This window comes from Streptomyces brasiliensis (genome assembly GCF_014647875.1).
Classification (GTDB): domain Bacteria; phylum Actinomycetota; class Actinomycetes; order Streptomycetales; family Streptomycetaceae; genus Streptomyces; species Streptomyces brasiliensis.
Map to the genome: position 1 here is coordinate 67,958 of NZ_BMQA01000013.1, position 15,901 is coordinate 83,858.

The 15,901-nt window shown below is 71.7% G+C and carries 18 protein-coding genes, 3 pseudogenes and 1 riboswitch; of the genes and pseudogenes, 8 read left to right on the forward strand and 13 right to left on the reverse strand.

The genetic code is table 11. The features are described 5' to 3' along the window. Positions 1–5 precede the first annotated feature (5 nt). From tgmB to IEZ19_RS21215, 6 genes are all read right to left on the reverse strand, one after another. The gene (gene tgmB, locus IEZ19_RS21190; RefSeq protein WP_189312817.1) at positions 6–986 is read right to left on the reverse strand and encodes an ATP-grasp ribosomal peptide maturase; all 981 of its coding nucleotides are present in this window, start codon (positions 984–986) and stop codon (positions 6–8) included. 13 nt (positions 987–999) lie between these two features. Then, positions 1,000–1,191, reverse strand: a complete 192-nt coding sequence (tgmA, locus tag IEZ19_RS21195) for a putative ATP-grasp-modified RiPP (protein ID WP_189312818.1) — start codon at positions 1,189–1,191, stop codon at positions 1,000–1,002. Positions 1,192–1,498: 307 nt separating this feature from the next. Beyond that, the gene (locus IEZ19_RS21200; protein ID WP_189312819.1) at positions 1,499–2,365 is read right to left on the reverse strand and encodes a fructosamine kinase family protein; all 867 of its coding nucleotides are present in this window, start codon (positions 2,363–2,365) and stop codon (positions 1,499–1,501) included. Beyond that, positions 2,356–2,592, reverse strand: coding sequence for a rubredoxin (locus IEZ19_RS54175; RefSeq protein WP_444545193.1), 237 nt, complete (start codon positions 2,590–2,592; stop codon positions 2,356–2,358). Before IEZ19_RS54175 ends, IEZ19_RS21200 begins: the two co-directional genes overlap by 10 nt. Positions 2,593–2,621: 29 nt before the next feature. Further along, positions 2,622–2,789, reverse strand: a complete 168-nt coding sequence (locus tag IEZ19_RS21210; protein WP_373297024.1) for a rubredoxin — start codon at positions 2,787–2,789, stop codon at positions 2,622–2,624. 3 nt (positions 2,790–2,792) lie between these two features. After that, positions 2,793–2,936 carry a hypothetical protein gene (locus IEZ19_RS21215; RefSeq protein ID WP_189312820.1) on the reverse strand — a complete coding sequence of 48 codons (144 nt, stop codon included), beginning with the start codon at positions 2,934–2,936 and terminating at the stop codon, positions 2,793–2,795. Between the two features lie 244 nt (positions 2,937–3,180). Between IEZ19_RS21215 and IEZ19_RS21220 the strand changes: the two genes are divergently transcribed. The 3 genes from IEZ19_RS21220 to IEZ19_RS21230 all read left to right on the forward strand — a co-directional run bounded on the left by IEZ19_RS21220 (position 3,181) and on the right by IEZ19_RS21230 (position 5,382). Further along, positions 3,181–4,167 carry an alpha/beta fold hydrolase gene (locus tag IEZ19_RS21220; protein ID WP_189312821.1) on the forward strand — a complete coding sequence of 329 codons (987 nt, stop codon included), beginning with the start codon at positions 3,181–3,183 and terminating at the stop codon, positions 4,165–4,167. Between the two features lie 37 nt (positions 4,168–4,204). Continuing rightward, a riboswitch (cobalamin riboswitch) is annotated at positions 4,205–4,343 on the forward strand. 37 nt (positions 4,344–4,380) lie between these two features. Beyond that, positions 4,381–4,602, forward strand: coding sequence for a CbtB domain-containing protein (locus IEZ19_RS21225; protein ID WP_189312822.1), 222 nt, complete (start codon positions 4,381–4,383; stop codon positions 4,600–4,602). Between the two features lie 21 nt (positions 4,603–4,623). Beyond that, complete coding sequence (locus IEZ19_RS21230) at positions 4,624–5,382, forward strand: CbtA family protein (RefSeq protein ID WP_189312823.1); 759 nt, start codon at positions 4,624–4,626, stop codon at positions 5,380–5,382. Between the two features lie 74 nt (positions 5,383–5,456). On the opposite strand, the gene IEZ19_RS21235 is transcribed toward IEZ19_RS21230, so the two are convergent. Beyond that, entirely contained in the window at positions 5,457–6,035 is a 579-nt protein-coding gene (locus IEZ19_RS21235) for a histidine phosphatase family protein (protein WP_189312824.1), read from the reverse strand. Between the two features lie 317 nt (positions 6,036–6,352). On the opposite strand from IEZ19_RS21235, the gene IEZ19_RS21240 reads away from it, so the two are divergent. Next, positions 6,353–7,534 carry a cytochrome P450 gene (locus IEZ19_RS21240; protein ID WP_373297029.1) on the forward strand — a complete coding sequence of 394 codons (1,182 nt, stop codon included), beginning with the start codon at positions 6,353–6,355 and terminating at the stop codon, positions 7,532–7,534. Then, positions 7,512–8,106, forward strand: a pseudogene (locus tag IEZ19_RS21245) (SAM-dependent methyltransferase); the annotation flags it as partial. The gene IEZ19_RS21240 and the pseudogene IEZ19_RS21245, both read left to right, overlap by 23 nt. A 42-nt stretch (positions 8,107–8,148) precedes the next feature. Here IEZ19_RS21245 and IEZ19_RS21250 read toward each other — a convergent pair. Both IEZ19_RS21250 and IEZ19_RS21255 read right to left on the reverse strand, forming a co-directional pair. Further along, positions 8,149–9,309, reverse strand: a complete 1,161-nt coding sequence (locus IEZ19_RS21250; protein ID WP_189312825.1) for a PP2C family protein-serine/threonine phosphatase — start codon at positions 9,307–9,309, stop codon at positions 8,149–8,151. A gap of 73 nt (positions 9,310–9,382) precedes the next feature. Beyond that, positions 9,383–10,105 (reverse strand): annotated as a pseudogene (locus IEZ19_RS21255) (DUF8832 domain-containing protein); the annotation flags it as partial. A gap of 78 nt (positions 10,106–10,183) precedes the next feature. On the opposite strand from IEZ19_RS21255, the pseudogene IEZ19_RS53095 reads away from it, so the two are divergent. Next, positions 10,184–10,378 (forward strand): annotated as a pseudogene (locus IEZ19_RS53095) (hypothetical protein); the annotation flags it as partial. Between the two features lie 51 nt (positions 10,379–10,429). On the opposite strand, the gene IEZ19_RS21260 reads toward IEZ19_RS53095, so the two are convergent. Together IEZ19_RS21260 and IEZ19_RS21265 are read right to left on the reverse strand one after the other, a co-directional pair. After that, entirely contained in the window at positions 10,430–11,347 is a 918-nt protein-coding gene (locus IEZ19_RS21260) for a DUF8832 domain-containing protein (RefSeq protein ID WP_189312826.1), read from the reverse strand. A 107-nt stretch (positions 11,348–11,454) separates the two neighbouring features. After that, a complete protein-coding gene (locus IEZ19_RS21265; RefSeq protein ID WP_189312827.1) occupies positions 11,455–11,874 on the reverse strand; it encodes a hypothetical protein in 420 nt (139 codons plus the stop codon). A 203-nt stretch (positions 11,875–12,077) separates the two neighbouring features. Between IEZ19_RS21265 and IEZ19_RS21270 the strand changes: the two genes are divergently transcribed. Beyond that, positions 12,078–12,740 (forward strand): class I SAM-dependent methyltransferase, encoded by a 663-nt coding sequence (locus tag IEZ19_RS21270; RefSeq protein ID WP_189312828.1) that lies wholly within the window; start codon positions 12,078–12,080, stop codon positions 12,738–12,740. 12 nt (positions 12,741–12,752) lie between these two features. Next, complete coding sequence (locus IEZ19_RS21275) at positions 12,753–13,064, forward strand: hypothetical protein (RefSeq protein ID WP_189312829.1); 312 nt, start codon at positions 12,753–12,755, stop codon at positions 13,062–13,064. Here the strand turns inward: IEZ19_RS21275 and IEZ19_RS21280 are convergent. Together IEZ19_RS21280 and IEZ19_RS21285 are read right to left on the reverse strand one after the other, a co-directional pair. Continuing rightward, on the reverse strand, positions 13,040–14,743 hold the full coding sequence (locus IEZ19_RS21280) for an NAD-dependent malic enzyme (protein WP_189312830.1): 1,704 nt from the start codon (positions 14,741–14,743) through the stop codon (positions 13,040–13,042). The genes IEZ19_RS21275 and IEZ19_RS21280 overlap by 25 nt on opposite strands. A 397-nt stretch (positions 14,744–15,140) precedes the next feature. Further along, positions 15,141–15,665, reverse strand: a complete 525-nt coding sequence (locus tag IEZ19_RS21285) for a DoxX family protein (RefSeq protein WP_189312831.1) — start codon at positions 15,663–15,665, stop codon at positions 15,141–15,143. Positions 15,666–15,901: the final 236 nt, after the last annotated feature.

The following is a 15,901-nucleotide window of genomic DNA, read 5'->3' on the forward strand; positions in this document are numbered from 1 at the left end:
TGCGGTCAGGGGTCCGACCTCCGCGAGCCACCCGGGGTGCGCGTCCTGCCCGTCCCGTGCGTGAGCCACTCCGCGATGGTGCCGGCGATCGGCTGGCCGGTGTCCATCTCGACGAACCCGAACTGCCCCGACTGGTTGCACTCCAGGAACCACCAGATCCCGTCGGAGTCCTCGGCGAAGTCGAAGGCCCCGTAGGCGAGTTCGGCACTCGTCATATAGGCCTGGACGGCCACCGTGACCCGCGGGGGCACGTCCACCGGAAGCCACGGGGACGTGGACGGGGTGAAGCGGACATCGACGTCGTCGGGGTGCGCGTCCGCGGCGACGGCCTTCCGGGCCGCCAGCAGACGCTCGCCCACGACCGTCAGCCGGATGTCGGCACGCTTGGCCACGCGTCGCTGCAGCAGCGTCGGGCCGAAGGCGACGGCCGCGAAGTCCGCGTCCGGAGCCACCCGGCTGGTGGGCACCGCGCGCGGCGGCTCCTGGGGATGGGCGCCGGAGACCGGCTTGACCACCAGGTCCGGGAAGCGCTCCGCGAACTCCCTCGCCGCCTGAGGAAAGGTCGTGATCAGGGTCGCCGGCACGGGCAGCCCGCTGAGCTGGGCGAGCCGGAGCTGCCAGGGCTTGTGGCGGGCGCGCCGGGCCGCATCCGGATCGTTCATCCAGCGGGCGTCGGTGCCGCGCAGCATGCCGTACAGCGCCTGTGAGGACTCCTCCGTCAGCCAGGCCGACGGCTGAGCGGCGCGGGAGGCCGCGACGCCCGGCCTGCGCACCCAGACGGAGCGCAGGCCGTTCATGCTCACGAGGCGGTCCCCGACGGACAGATGCCCGCGGCTGACGCCCTGCACGAACTCGCCGGACAGGGCGACCCCGCTGGTGAGGTCGGCGGGATCGAGGCGGACCACGGGCACGCCGGACTCATGGAGCCGGAGGACCACCATGTCCGCGGTCACGTCCTCTTCACTGGTCAGGATGAGCACGGTCATCGGGGGTCCGCGGTCAGTCGTCGAAGTGCGTCTTGGAACCCGCGGTGGAGGTCGTGGTCCCCAGAGCTCTCAGGGTCGCGTGGTCCGTGGCGGCGATGCGACCGTCGGGGAGTATGTTCAACTGCAGTCCGGAGTCGTACATGTATGGAGTGCTGACTTCCAACTGCACAGCCGGGCGCGCGTAGTCGAGCGTGAACGGTTGCATGGCCTCTCCCTGGTTCGGCTTCCATGCACTTATACGATTCGAACGAGTGGTTGGTTTCCTTACTCTCCGTAATCCCAGTCCGAATTAAGGACGCGACGAAACGTCGTTACGTTGCACAGCCTGTTCGGCATGCCCGTCCGGCATGACACTCCGGACTCCGTGCGGGGAACGGTGACCCGGAGCCGGACGTCACTGCAGGACGGCGTGGGGACCGGCAGGGCGTCCGGTGGCAGGACGGTTGTGGACATGACCGACCAGCCCGACGACCCAGGCCTCGGACGAAGGCGAGTGGAAGGCAGGTTGGAGGTCAGGCCCGCAGCGTCTGCTCGGCCAGGTCCAGAGCCTGACGCGCGTAACCGCGTCCGAACAGCACCGTGTGCACCAGCAGTGGGAACAGCTGGTGGATGCCGATGCGGGCTTGCCAGCCGTCGGCCAGGGGCGCGGTCTCGTGGTAGCCGGTCAGTACCTTGTCCAGGTGGGGGCAGCCGAAGAGCTGGAGCATCGCGAGGTCCGTCTCGCGGTGTCCGCCGTGGGCGGCCGGGTCGATGAGCCAGGCGTGTCCGTTCGCGCCCCACAGCACGTTGCCGCTCCACAGGTCGCCGTGCAGCCGGGCGGGCGGTTCGGCTGGACCTGCCAGCTCGGGCATGCGCTCGCAGACGCGCTCGAGCACGGCCGCCTCGGAGGGCCGGAGCGTGCCGTCGCCGACGGCCAGGCGAAGGTAGGGGAGCACGCGGTGCTCGGCGTACCAGTGCGGCCAGTCCGTGCCGGGGATGTTGTACATGGGGGCGAGACCGATGTACGCGTCCTCGGGGCCGCCGGGTGGTGCGGCTCCGAACGCGGGTGCGCCGGTGGCGTGGAGGGCGGCGAGTGCGCGGCCGAACCGGAGCGCGGCGTCGGCGGAGGGCCGCCCCGTGGGGACGCGGTCGATCACCAGCCACCGCTCGTCGTGCCCGTGCACCGCCGGCACCCGGACCGTGCCCGCGGCGGCCAGCCAGCGCAACCCGGCCGCCTCGGCGCGTACGGCTCCCGGGGCGTCCGCGTGCTTGACGACCACCGACTGCCTGTCGTCGAGGGTGACTTCGGCGAGCGCACCGGAGAGCGGTCGTACGTCTGCCACGGTTCGTCCGGTGAGCCGGGACGCCGCCGTTCCTGGACCTTCGCCGCTCAGTGCCACGTGCCCAGGGTAGGGGCGCCCTCGGTTCCTTTGGCGACAGGCGAAGGCTCGGTCGGTCGTGCCGGGCGCAGGCGTGTGTGATCTCGACCATCTCGAAGTCGGCCTTGGCCTCCGCAGTCCGGGCAGGACCAGTCGTCGGGGATGTCCTCCCAGGCGGTGCCGGGCGCGATGCCCTCGTCGGGCCAGCCCTCGGCCTCGTCGTAGACCAAGCCGCACACCTGGCACATCCATGTCCTCGCGGGACGGCCGGCGGTGGTCACTCGTTCTCCTCGGGTTCGAAGTCGATCTTCTCGCGCACGCCGCAGTCGGGGCAGCACCAGTCGTCGGGCACCTTGTTCCACGGCGTGCCCGCGGGGAACCTTGCGGGGGTGTCCGGCGGCCTCGTCGTAGACGTAGACGTAGTCGCAGGCCGCGCAGCGGTCACGGCTCACGCGGCCGCCTCGGCGGGCCCGGCGGCGCCCTCGGACTGGTTGTCGGCGCCGTAACGGGCCAGGACGGCACGGCGCTTCAACGGCTGGACGTCGGCATGCGTGACGTCGCCGCCGTAGTGCGCGAGCGCGCGGTGGTCCATGATCCGGCGCCAGACCGGGGGCGTCCGCCTGACGGCCAGTCATATCGTCCAGCCCGCGCTCTCGCCGGAGGAGTCGGCGCGTCGTATTGCACGGATCACGGCGCGTATCGCCCACCCATCTGCAGGGGACTGAGACGGTCGCCGCACGCCCGTGCGCCGTTGCCGGATCGGCAACATCGTTCGCCTTCCATGGCGCGGCAGACGCAGGATCGTCCCAGTTGCCCCGCGAACCCAGGGAGGATCCATGCCGCAGTCGCCGTTCCCCGACGTCACCCACCGGCTCGTCCCCTCGCCGGCCGGCCGGATCCACCTGGTGGAACAGGGCACCGGCCCCCTGGTCCTGCTCGTGCACGGTTTCCCCGAGTCCTGGTACTCGTGGCGCCACCAGCTTCCCGCGCTGGCGGCCGCCGGCTACCGCGCCGTCGCCGTCGACGTGCGCGGATACGGCCGCTCCGCCAAGCCCGCCGAGGTGAGCGCGTACCGGCTGCTGGACCTCGTGGACGACAACGTCGCCGTGGTCGAGGCGCTGGGCGAGCGGTCCGCGGTGATCGTCGGCCACGACTGGGGCGCGACCATCGCCGCCACCTCCGCCCTCGTCCGGCCCGACGTCTTCCGTGCCGTCGGACTGCTCAGCGTGCCGTACACCCCGCCCGGCGGACCGAAACCGAGCGAGGTCTTCGCGCGCATGGGCGGTGAAGAGGAGTTCTACGTCTCCTACTTCCAGGAACCCGGTCGCGCCGAGGCCGAGTTCGAGCCCGACGTCCGCGGCTGGCTCGCGGGTTTCTACGCCGCCCTGTCCGCCGACACCATGCCCGCACCAGGCGCCCCGGACCCGCACTTCGTCCGTCCCGGCGGAGCCCTGCGCGACCGCTTTCCGACCGGATCGCTGCCGTCCTGGCTCGCCGAGAGTGAACTCGACCTCTACGCCGAGGAGTTCGAGCGCACCGGTCTGACCGGAGCGCTCAACCGCTACCGGAACATGGACCGGGACTGGGCGGACCTGGCCGACTTCGCCGGTGCCCCGGTCACCCAGCCGTCGCTGTTCGCCGGCGGCGGCCTGGACGCCTCCACCACCTGGCTCGCCGACGCCATCGAGGCGTACCCCACCACGCTGCCGGGCCTCACCGCCTCGCACATCCTCGAGGGCTGCGGCCACTGGATCCAGCAGGAGCGGCCCGAGGAGATCAACCTGCTGCTGGCCGACTGGCTTTCGGCGGTCGCGCCGCGCTGAGACCGAGGTCACGGGGGACCGGACGGACTTGGCCGACGTGCCACCGCACGGTACGGTCTCAGGGACATCGACGAAGGCAACGCGGAAGCCGGTGAGAATCCGGCACGGTCGCGCCACTGTGAACGGGACACCCTCGGGAGCCCGCAAGTCAGACCCGCCGCCCTCGTCCAGTGCACCACCGAGATGGGACGCGAACTCCCGAGGAGGTCTGCCATGGCGCAGCACGTCGCTCAGCCGACAACCGACGCCCCCGCACTTCCCGCCACCCTGCCGATCCGCGCGATCGTCCCGTGGGCGGTCTTCTTCGGCATCCTGATGCTGGTCCTGCTGTACTTCGTCGGCGCCGAGCAGGGCGCCACCTCGCTCGTCTCCGGCGAGAACGTCCACGAATGGGTGCACGACGCCCGCCATCTGCTCGGTTTCCCCTGCCACTGACACGAGGGACGCCGAACCCACATGAACTCCGCAACCGTCAGAAACCTCCTGGTGCGGGGCATGCTGGCCGGTCTCGCCGCCGGTCTGCTCGCCCTGCTCGTCGCCTACGTCCTCGGTGAACCGAGCGTCGACGACGCCATCGGTTTCGAACAGTCCCACGCCCCGGCGCACACACACGAGGTCGAGGCCGTCTCCCGTTCCCTGCAGTCCACCGCGGGCCTGGCCACCGGTGTGCTCGTCTACGGGGTGGCCTTCGGCGGCATCGCCGCCCTGGCCTTCTGCTTCGCGCTCGGCCGCGTCGGCCGTTTCGCCCCGCGCGCCACCGCCCTGCTGCTGTCCGGCACGGCACTGCTCGCGGTGTACGTGGTCCCGTTCCTGAAGTACCCGGCCAACCCACCGTCGGTCGGCGACGCCGACACCATCGACCGGCGCACGACCCTGTACTTCCTGATGATGCTGCTCAGCGTCCTGCTGGCGGTGGCCGCCGTGATCGTCGGCAGGCGGCTGGCAGGCCGTCTCGGCCACTGGTACGCCACCGTCACGGGGGTCGCCTTCTTCGTCCTCGTGATCGGAGTGGCGTTCGCCTTCCTGCCCGCCGTCAACGAGGTGCCGAAGGACTTCCCGGCGACCCTGCTGTGGCGGTTCCGCATGTCGGCCCTCGCCATCCAGGTCACCCTGTGGGCCGGATTCGGTCTGGTCTTCGGCGAGTTGGCGCAGCGCCTGCTGTCACCTCGCCCGGCGACAGCACCGGCGGCACGGGCGACACCGGTGCCGCACTGAGCATCGCGCCACAACGGTGCGTACGCCCGCAGCGGGTCCCGGAACCGCCCTGGACCCGCTGCCGTTTCCGGCGCTCAGGCGCCGGACGCGTCGAGGGGCTGCCCGAGTCGCAGGTTCCAGCGCCCCGCGCGCCCGCTGAGCGCCGTCGCCGTCAACGGCGGTACGTCGAGCCGCCAGAACGCCTCCACCGGCATCCCCAGGGCCACGACCACCACGGATCGCACGAACTCCGGCTCCACCACGGCCAGGACACCGTCCTCGGACTCCTGGACCACCTCCAGCCAGCGCCCCGCCCGGCCGCAGAGGGAACGTACCGACTCGCCTCCGTGGGGCGCGGCCCGGGGATCGGCCAACCACAGGGCGACCGCGTCCGGTTCGGCCGCGGCGACCTCCTCGAGCGTGCGGCCACGCCAGCGTCCCATGTCCAGGGCGGCCAACTCCGGTGCCTCCGTGGCCTCGAGCCCGAGCGCCGACGCGGTCCCACGGCACCGCACGGTGGGGGACACCAGCACCCGCCGGGCCGCTCGCAGCGTCCCCCTGGCCGACCGGGCCCGCGCCGTGCCGCTCTCGTCGAGCGGGTCTGCGTCGTCGAACCGTGCCCGACGCAGGGATCTGCTCATGGCGGGCGATACCAGGGTGACGCGACTCGTCACGGGCGGTTCCTCCGATCGGCCGGCGATGACCTGCGTACCGTACGCGGGGAGTTGATGGTGGCCGACATGAGTGGCGCGGATTGGCAGTGACGAGAGGGAGGGAAGTGTTACGGGTGCCGTGATCACCCGTGAAGGGAGTACCAACACCGTGACGCTCATGGCGCCTCCCCCCATACCCAGGGCGGCGGGTTCGCTGCCGCTGCTGGGTCACGCCGTACAGCTGTGGCGGGACAACCTCGCTTTCATCGCATCCCTCCGTGAGAACTACGGCCCGCTGGTGGAGATTCGTGGTCCAGGACCCCGAACTCATCCGCACCATGCTCACCGACCTCGGCCCGAGCCTCGACAAGGGGCGGTTCTTCGAGAAGATGGGCCAGTTGCTGGGCGATTCGGTGGTCACCGTCGCCGGTCAGGAGCACGTTCGCAAACGGCGGCAGCTGCAACCCGCGTTCGGCCGCTCCAAGATCGCGGGTTACGTGGACATCATGCGCGGTGAGGTCACCGCCACCGTCGACCGGTGGACGCCCGGCCGGCGCCTCGACGTCCGCGAGGCCATGGTCGAGCTCTCGCTCGACATGCTGGCCAAGACCGTGTTCTCCGGAAGCCTGGACTCCGCCGCCTTCCGCCAGTTGCGCGGGGATCTGTCGATCGTCATGAACGGCGTCGGCGTCCGCATCATGCTCCCCGACTGGGTGGAACGTCTGCCGCTCGGTTTCAACCGCCGCTTCCTCACAGCGCGTGACGACGTACGGGCCACCATCGGGAGTGCCATTGCCGCCCTGCAGGCCTCCGAGCACGACACCGGGGACATGCTGTCCATGCTCCTGAGCGCCGAGGACGAGACGACCGGCCGTCCGCTGACGGACGAGCAGATCTGTTCGGAGATCCTCACCCTCGCCGTGGCGGGCACCGAGACCACGGCGTCGGTCCTGTCCTGGGTGCTCTACGAACTGGCCCGCCACCCCGACGTCGAATCCCGTGTCCTCGCCGAGCTCGACGACGTCCTCGGCGACCGTCCCATCACCTTCGAGGACGTGCCCCGGCTGACCTGTCTGGACCGCGTCATCACCGAGGCGCTCCGGCTCCACCACACCGGCTGGCTCGTCACCCGCCGGACCATCACCGAGACGAGGCTCGGCCCCTGGACACTGCCGGCGGGCACCGAACTGGCCTACTGCCAGCACGCCCTGCACCGCGACCCCGCCTTCTACCCCGACCCCCTGACCTTCGATCCGGACCGCTGGCTGGACGAGAACCAGTCGCTCCCGCCGGGCGCGTTCGTGCCCTTCGGCGCGGGGAAGCACAAGTGCATCGGCGACCGCTTCGCCACGACGGAACTGATCACGGCGCTCTCCACCCTGCTGCGACGCTGGAAACTGGAGCTCGCTCCGGGAGAGACGGTGCAGCCGGTGGCCAGGGCGACGGTACGGCCCCGGACCCTGGTCATGACCGTGACGCCACGGCAGCGGTGCGCGGCTCCCGATACGACGGCGGCCTAGACAGGACACCGTGATACGCGGCCCGGGCCACGCCATTACCGCGGTCCGGGCCGTGCGTCGCACAGCAGGAACCCTTGCCCAACAGTTCCTCGGCATCGGTACCGGCATCCCACCTCCCCGAAGCTCCACGAGATCGCCCAGTCGGTGTCGCCCGGCTCCCGAGTGGTCTACGCCGACAACGACCTGGACGCTCCCGAGCTGCGAGAGACCCCCGCCCGGCCGGTGGCGCTCACGGTGATCGCCGTCGTCCCCTTCATGCTCGACGAGGACGACGCGGTCGGTGTCGTACGCCGTCTCCCATAGCCGCTGCCCCGGGCAGCTGTCCGGCGATGTCCATCGGCACCGCCGAGTTCGCGCCCGACGAGGTGGGCCGGGTCGACCGCGAGTACGCGGCCCGCACCATGCCGATGCGCCTGCGTACCATCGATGAGGCCCACGAGTTCTTCGACGGCTTGGAGCCGGCGGAGCCCGGCATCGTCCAGGTGCACAAGTGGCATCCGGACGGCAAGGGCGAGGACGGCATCCGGGACGAGGACATCGCGATGTACGGCGCGGTGGCCCGCACACCGTGACGCCCGGCATGCCGTGACCGGCCACCCCGCTCGGCGTGCCGTTCAGTGGCTGGGGTGGAAGTCCTCGGCGCTGATGGTCTTGCCGTGGTGGTGCGCGGTGGTCGACGTGCGGTGGAGGGCGATGAGCGCGGCGTCGTCGTCGAGGCGGCCGCCGGAGTGGGCGAGCAGGTCGCGCCGGACGTGGTGCATGAGGGCCTCGGGACTGAGGTCGGTCCACTGGGCCACCCGCTCCGCGAGCGGATAGAAGCGGCCGCTCGCGTCGCGGGACTCGATGACGCCGTCGGTGTACAGCAGCAGGGTGTCGCCGGGCTCGAAGGAGAACACGTCCAGCGTGTAGTCGGCGGGCTTTGTGCTGTGGACCCCCAAGGGGGGCGCCGGATGGAGGCTCGGGACGGTGACCGCGTGTCCGGGGCTGAGCAGCAGCGGGGGAGGGTGGCCGCAACTGGTCATCCGGGTGATCGGGTCGTCGTCGGGAATCTCGACCAGCAGCGCCGTGGCGAAGCGTTCGCCGATCTCCTCGGCCGGCTCGAAGTCGGCTGTGTAGCGGGAGATGCTCTGCTCCAGGGTGGTGGCCAGCTCTGACAGTGCCGTGTGCCGGTGCGCGGCCTCGCGGAACGCCCCGAGCAGCAGAGCCGCCTCGCCGATCGCGGGCAGGCCTTTGCCGCGGACGTCGCCGATCAGGACACGTATGGCGCTATCCGCCCGGGTGGCCGCGTAGAGGTCGCCGCCGATCTGGGCCTCGTCCTCGGCGGCCAGGTACAGGGAGGCGATCTTCAGCGGGCCGATGTGTTCCGGCAGCGGCCACATCAGGACGTGCTGGGCGGCCTCGGCGACCGACCGGACCTGGGCCAGTTGTGCCTGGTGCCGGTCGCGGATCGCGCGGTAGACGACGATCATCACCGAGAGGACGGCAAGGGTGATGATCTGCACGACGTGATTCGGGGTCATCAGCCCGCCGTGGAAGGCGGCGGCGACGATCTGGGCCGCCAGCGCCAGCGCCCCGACCAGCCCTGTCGTCCAGGCCCCGGCGAACGACGCGGTGATGGCGGGGGCGATGATCAGCGAGGGTCCGAGATGGATGGTCTCCGGGGTGCGGATGTCCACCGCGGTGATGATCACGACGAACGCGACCGGGAGCAGGAGCAGTGCGTGACTCGACAGCCACGGCTGCCGGAGAGCGGCGATGCTCCGCCTAGGGCCCATGGCATCAAGCGTGCCCCACCCCCGGCCGACCGGCCATCGCGCAGGCGTGACGCGGCCGCCCGGGGTGTCCGGCTCAGTGCCCGTGTCCGGCCGTGGTCTTCGGGTGCGTGGTGTCGGACGCGTCGGCCGGTGCGTCCGTCCGCACGGTGAACGCCGCCGTACGGACCCTCCCGTCGTGCCTGAAGCCGAGGAAGAGCCGGTATGTGCCCGCGCTCGGTGCCGTGGCCGTGAAGGAGACGTCCGGTCCGGGGTGGGTCGTGCCGTCGCCGGGCTCGCCGTTCGGATGGACGTGCAGGTAGGCGAGGTCGCCGGAGCGCAGGGCGACGAGATGGCCGTACGCCTGCAGGTACGGCTCGAGGTTGCGCACGGGCTCGCCGTCCTTCGCCACGCTCAGGGTGAGCTCGGCGGGCCGGCCCGCGACCAGGTCTCCGTGCAGCGTGACCCGGTAGTCGTCGACACGGGCGGTGCGGGAGTCGCGGACGTCGTCCTCGGCCCGGTCGCCGTGAGGTCGGTGCCGAGGGCGAGTCCCTCACCGTCGCCGGGGGGTGAAGTCGGCGAAGACCCGGTATCCCGTCGCCCTGGGCAGGTCGACGGGCGTGGACCAGGGGCCGTCGTCCGCGCGGACGGGGTGCAGATGACGGTAGACGGTCAGATCTCGCGAGGCGACGATCAGGTGCAGTTCCTTGCCGTGCTTCGGCTCGTACGCGGTGACCGCGCGGCCCGTCGTATTGCGTACGACCGTGAAGCGCAGGTCGGCGTCCCGGCCGGCCGGGACGGTCTGCGTCTTCAGGACCAGTCAAAGGCGTGACCGGTGCGCTGAACCAGCACAACCCGTTGCTGGGCGGTCTTCCGTTGCAGAGCTGATCTTTCGGGACGTCGTCCGAGGGGGACGCTCGGCACCATCAGGTCCAACCTGTTCTGGGCCTTCGCCTACAACGTCGCCGCCCTGCCGCTCGCCGCGGCCGCCCTGCTCAACCCGGTGATCGCCGGAGCGGCCATGGGCTTCTCCTCGGTCTTCGTGGTCCGCAACAGCCTCCGGCTGCGCGGGTTCCGCCCGGCTGGCGGGTAGTCGGTGGTCGGGCCGGCCGGCACCCCGGGAGGGTGCCGGCCGGCCCACGTGTCAGGAGATGCGCAGGGTGAGGGCGGCGGTGTGCATCGTGCCGCCCGTCCGGAACTGCAGGAACAGCCGCCAGTTGCCCGAGGCGGGCAGTTCGGCGTGGAAGGACAGGTCCGGACCGCCGTGACCGCCGTCGACCCCGGTGGTGGGGTGGAGGTGGGCGAAGGCAGCATCACCCTCGTGGAAGGCCGTGAGGTGGGCGTAGGTGTCCAGGTAGGGCTGCAGATCGGTGACCGGCTCGCCGCCCTCGGTGATGCGCACCGTCAGGGGGTGTGCCATGCCGGCCATGGGCCGCCCCGTCACGGTGACCGTGTATCCGTCGGCCTCGGTGCTGGTCGTCGCCGCGGGCAGCGGTGTGTCGGTCGCCCTGCCGGGGACCGTGACAGTCCGGCTGAGCACCAGGTCCTCGCCCTTGCCGCTCCCGCTGTCCGGGGTGAACGAGGCGAACACGCGCCATGAGCCCGGCGCGAGGGCCGGCAGGGCGGCGGTCCAGGTGCCGTCGGAGGCCATGGCGGGGTGCAGATGCCGGAAACCGGTGAGGTCGGAGCGTACGGCGTAGAAATGCATCCGCTTGGTCTGGTCGAGCGCGAACCGCGTGACGGGCCTGCCGTCCGGGCCTGTGACGGTGAACCGGTAGGCGGCGGGCCGGCCGGCGGTCAGCGTGCTGTCGGCGCTGGTGAGTCGGTAGCCGTCCTTGGCGGCGGCCAGGCCGTTGCCGTCGCCCGCGTGATCCATGCCGGGCATGCCGCTCATGGACGGGTCGGCGGAGTGCGTGGCCGATGCCGACGCGTCGTGGTGCATGCCGGGCATGGCGTTGTCGTCGGAGGAGCCGCAGGCGGGCAGTGCCAGGGCGAGGACGGCGGCCGCACCGGCCGCCACGAGGGCACGGCGGCGCACGGCCGCACGAGGGGAAACGAACATCGCTGTGAGGTCTTTCCAGGCGGCGCACCACGCCGGTGGCGCGCGAGGTGATCAGGACGCCGTGACCGGACCCCGCGCACAGGGCGGCGGGTTCCGGCGCGGTCCTGTCACATGCGCGCGACGCACACCTGGAGCATCAGACCCCGCCCGCCCGGTGGACCACGCCGCCCGGTACCTCCGGGGCTCCACGCACGCCGCAACGCCCAGCCGGCCAACACCGCGAGGGCGACGACGGCGACGAACGGGGCGGCGGGCAGCGGGAGGTGGCGCTCGACCGGAATCGCGACGCACTGCGCCCCGTGAGCGGCCGTACCGTCGACGACCTGGACCCGAGCGGCGTCCGGACCGGACGGCACGACGGCGGTCGGCGTGTGCTCCCCGTGGGCGGTGAGGGTGGCGCGCGCCGAGCCGTGGCAGCCACCGGAGGCCGTGACCGGGGACCCGTGCATGAGGAACAGACCGAGCAGGACGGCGCACGACGCGAGCAGCCGGGCCGTGCCCGTACCGCGCGTGCGATCGCTGTCCATGCCGACTCCGCTCCTGGCGACTGCCGTGGTCTCCGGCGAGAATACCCGGTAGGGGTACCGGGCGCTCGCCGCAGGGCGCGCTCCGGGGGCCGTACAGGTGGCCGTACACCTCCCGCGACCCGTCGCGCCGGCCCGTGGAAGGATCGGCGGGGAGCCCATCCACCAGGCGGGTCGAGCACGAGCGGCGGGAGAGCACCACCATCATGCGGGACGACCACGGCGAGCTCGCCGCCGCCCAGCAGGAGCACTGGCAGCACACCTACACCGACCACCCCGGCATGTACGGCAGCACACCGTCCGCACCCGCACGGCACGCCGCCGACGTCTTCCGTAGGGCAGGGGCGGCGACCGTGCTGGAACTGGGCGCCGGACACGGCCGCGACGCCCTGTACTTCGCCCGTGAGGGCTTCACCGTGCACGCCACCGACTTCAGCCCGGTCGGCCTGCGGCAGCTGGACGCCGCCGCCCGCGCCGAGGCCCTCGCCGAGCGGGTCACCACGACGGTGCACGACGTCCGCGCACCGCTGCCGCTGCCCGACGCCTCCGTCGACGCGGTGTTCGCCCACATGCTGCTGTGCATGGCCCTGTCCACCGCCGAGATCCACACCCTCGTCGGCGAGGTGCGGCGCGTCCTGCGGCCCGGCGGCGTGTTCGTCTACACGGTCCGCCACACGGGCGACGCGCACTACGGCACGGGGATCGCCCACGGCGACGACATCCACGAGCACGGCGGCTTCGCAGTCCACTTCTTTCCGCGCCGCCTCGTGGACGAGCTGGCCGTCGGCTGGGACCTCGTCGACGTACACGCCTTCGAGGAGGGGGAACTGCCCCGCCGGCTGTGGCGCATCACCCAAGTGGCCCGCTGAGAGGATGCCGCCATGCCTTTCGCCGACGAACTCATCAACGAGCGGACCGCGCAGGCGTTGACCCGGGCCGTCCACACCGTGATCCCCGGTGCGGAACCGGCCGTGTTGCGGGCGGCCGCCGGACAGCTCGGCCCCCTCGCGCTGCGCGAGCGCGCCGACCTGCTGCGGGACGCGCTGCTCGCCGACGTGCCGGGGGACTATGCCGAGCCGGCACGGGTCGTACGGGCCGCACGGGACGGCGCGCCCGAGTTCGGCGGCTGGCTCATCTGGACGCCCGTCGGCAACCGCTCCCGCGTCCGTCAGATCGCGGTGATGGGCCGGTAGACCGGCTCCCACATCGCCTCGCGGACCCGTTCCTCGACGGTGTCGTCGACGGTCGCGCGCGCGACGCCGGCCTCGGCCGCCGCCCGGGCCACGGCGACGGCCACCGCGGCGGAGGTGGCGCGCAGTTCGCCGGTGAGCGGCAGGATCGGCGCCCCGGGTGCGGTGGGGTCGACCTGCCCGGCGACGGCCTGGGCGGCGGCGGAGAGCATGCCGTCGGTGATCCGGGTGGCGCGGGCCACGACGGTGCCCAGGCCGATGCCGGGAAAGACCAGTGCGTTGTTCGCCTGACCGATGCCGTAGGTGACGCCGTCGCGAGTGACCGGCGCGAACGGGCTGCCGGTGGCCACCAGTGCCCGCCCGTCGGTCCACTCCAGCAGGTCGGCCGGGACCGCCTCGGCCAGCCGGGTCGGGTTGGACACCGGCAGGACGATCGGGCCCTCGGTGTGCGTGGCCATCTCACGGACGACGGTCTCGGTGAACGATCCGCCCTGCCCGGAGGTGCCGATCAGGACGGTGGGACGCACCTGGCGGACCACCTCCTCCAGGGAGATACCGGAGACCGCCGCGTCCCGCTGCCAGCCTGAGACCTCCTGCGCCGGGCGGGCGTAGGGGAGTTGGAAGTCGCGCAGACCGTCCTGGTCGTCGGTGATCAGCCCGTGGCGGTCGACGGTCCAGAAGCGCCGGGTGGCCTCCTCGCGAGACAGGCCCGCCCCCACCATGGCGTCCCGAAGCTGGTCGGCGATGCCGATGCCGGCCGTCCCGGCGCCGAAGACCACCACCCGGTGCTCACCCAGCGGCAGCCGGCTGGCCCGTACGCCGGACAGCACCGCGGCCAGGTTGACCGCGCCCGTGCCCTGGATGTCGTCGTTGAAGACGAACCGGTCGTGGCGGTAACGCTCCAGGATGCGGCGCGCGTTGGCCGCGCCGAAGTCCTCGAAGTGCAGCAGCGCGTCGGGGAAGAGCCGGCCCACCGTGGTGACGAAGGCGTCGATGAACGCGTCGTAGGTCTCCGTGTCGACGCGCGGATGGCGGTTGCCCAAGTACAGCGGATCGTCGAGGAGTTGCTTGCGGTTCGTGCCGACGTCGAGCACCACGGGGAGGGTCCGGGCTGGGTCGAGGCCGCCCGCGGCCGTGTAGACGGCGAGCTTGCCGACCGAGATGTGGATGCCGCCCACGCCCCAGTCGCCGATGCCCAGGATCGCCTCGCCGTCGGTCGCCACGACCAGATCGACGTCGTCGGCCGTCAACCCCGAGGCGCGCAGCGCCCGTTCCACGTCCTGGACGTCGTCGACGGACAGGTAGATGCCCCGGGGACGGCGGTACTCGTTGCTGTACTGCTCGATGGCCGTGCCCACGGTCGGCGTGTAGACGATGGGCAGCATCTCGGAGAGGTGGTCGGCGACGAGCCGGTAGAACAGGATCTCGTTCCGGTCGTGCAGCGCGGACAGGTTGACGTTCTTGGCCAGATCGGTGGGCTGTGCGGTGTACTGCGCGTAGGCGCGCTCCGCCTGCTGGTCCAGGGTGAGGATCCGGGGCGGGATCAGGCCGTCCAGGCCCAGTTCACGCCGCTCCTGTGCGGTGAAGGCCGTGCCGCGGTTGAGACGGGGGTCGGCCAGGACGGCCCGTCCGCGTGCCGATGTCTCGAATCTGCCCGTCCGCGCGTTCCACCGGGTGTTCATCGCCGCTCCCTGTTGTCCGGGGTCTGCGACGGCGCGTGAGGGCCGCCGTCCTCCGCCACCCAGGGTTGCCCGCGCCCTTCGCCCCGTGCAACGGCACGCCGAAGCCGGGCGTGACCGTAACACGTCGCTTGGCGTGACAAAGGCTTTCGGACGGCTGTCCGCCTTTTTCGGGAGGCGTCACTACCGAACTTGCGGATGGGATTGAGAGCCCTCCACGGCTCGCTCATTCTGCGCCCAGCGAAGCAGCGTTCGCGCTTGACGGACGATTGTCCGTCAAGGCCGCCCGGTCATTCTCACTGGTTCGTACGGTGGTGGACCAGCCGGTCGCAGCCCGGGGCCTGGAACCGAGTGCCTGACGCGCCACCGGTCAGAGACCGGTGGTCGGGGCTCACGTGGCCTAGGGTCCGTCCGTGCCCTGCGCTGCGGCCCGGTCGCGCAGGACGCGGGCGCGGCCGACGAGCGGAACGGCGGATGCGAGGAGGCCGACGGCGAGCGCGGCCGGACCCTGAGCGTAGTGGGACCACTCGTCCAGGCCGAGGGCGGCGTCGAGCGACCAGGCGCCGGGGCCGGTGAAACCGAGGACCGCGGCGGTGGCGCCGTACCAGAACGGCACCTCGCAGCCGCCCCGCTGGGCCCAGAAACCGTTGACCGAGGTCGAGACCGCGGCCACCGTCATGGTGCCGATGACGACGGCGCAGCCGGCCGGCGTCAGCAGCCCGGTGGCGACGGAGGCGAGACCCACGAGCTCCGCCAGGCCGGCTACGAGCGCCATCCGCGGACCGGGTACGAACCCGAGCCGTTCGAAGGCGGCCCCGGTGCCGACGAGACCGCCGCCGCCGAACCACCCGCGCAGCTTCTGCGTCGCGTGGCCGAACAGCAGGGCGGCGAGCAACAAACGGAGTATCAGCAGTCCGAGGCTCATCCGAGTGACCTTCCGTGTCGACGACGTCCGGTGCGGCGCCGCGTATGGGACCGCACTATCGGACGAATGTCCGCACAGCGGTCACTTCAGCCGTCGGACGATGGTCGTGAACCACCGCCGGGATGTCAAGCCCGTCGGCGGGTGATCGTCTTGTGCTCGACGTGCCCCGTCAGGCCGACGACCGTGTACTCACGTTCTGTCCCGCTCGCCCTCTAGCCGCCGAACGGGCCGTCGAA

Bases quoted from the DNA above. Each gene is read 5' to 3' on its own strand.
- tgmB (WP_189312817.1), bottom strand. From the start codon at position 986: ATGACCGTGCTCATCCTGACCAGTGAAGAGGACGTGACCGCGGACATG.
- tgmA (WP_189312818.1), bottom strand. From the start codon at position 1,191: ATGCAACCGTTCACGCTCGACTACGCGCGCCCGGCTGTGCAGTTGGAA.
- IEZ19_RS54175 (WP_444545193.1), bottom strand. From the start codon at position 2,592: ATGTGCCAGGTGTGCGGCTTGGTCTACGACGAGGCCGAGGGCTGGCCC.
- IEZ19_RS21215 (WP_189312820.1), bottom strand. From the start codon at position 2,936: ATGGACCACCGCGCGCTCGCGCACTACGGCGGCGACGTCACGCATGCC.
- IEZ19_RS21220 (WP_189312821.1), top strand. From the start codon at position 3,181: ATGCCGCAGTCGCCGTTCCCCGACGTCACCCACCGGCTCGTCCCCTCG.
- IEZ19_RS21225 (WP_189312822.1), top strand. From the start codon at position 4,381: ATGGCGCAGCACGTCGCTCAGCCGACAACCGACGCCCCCGCACTTCCC.
- IEZ19_RS21230 (WP_189312823.1), top strand. From the start codon at position 4,624: ATGAACTCCGCAACCGTCAGAAACCTCCTGGTGCGGGGCATGCTGGCC.
- IEZ19_RS21240 (WP_373297029.1), top strand. From the start codon at position 6,353: ATGCTCACCGACCTCGGCCCGAGCCTCGACAAGGGGCGGTTCTTCGAG.
- IEZ19_RS21250 (WP_189312825.1), bottom strand. From the start codon at position 9,309: ATGGGCCCTAGGCGGAGCATCGCCGCTCTCCGGCAGCCGTGGCTGTCG.
- IEZ19_RS21260 (WP_189312826.1), bottom strand. From the start codon at position 11,347: ATGTTCGTTTCCCCTCGTGCGGCCGTGCGCCGCCGTGCCCTCGTGGCG.
- IEZ19_RS21265 (WP_189312827.1), bottom strand. From the start codon at position 11,874: ATGGACAGCGATCGCACGCGCGGTACGGGCACGGCCCGGCTGCTCGCG.
- IEZ19_RS21270 (WP_189312828.1), top strand. From the start codon at position 12,078: ATGCGGGACGACCACGGCGAGCTCGCCGCCGCCCAGCAGGAGCACTGG.
- IEZ19_RS21275 (WP_189312829.1), top strand. From the start codon at position 12,753: ATGCCTTTCGCCGACGAACTCATCAACGAGCGGACCGCGCAGGCGTTG.
- IEZ19_RS21280 (WP_189312830.1), bottom strand. From the start codon at position 14,743: ATGAACACCCGGTGGAACGCGCGGACGGGCAGATTCGAGACATCGGCA.
- IEZ19_RS21285 (WP_189312831.1), bottom strand. From the start codon at position 15,665: ATGAGCCTCGGACTGCTGATACTCCGTTTGTTGCTCGCCGCCCTGCTG.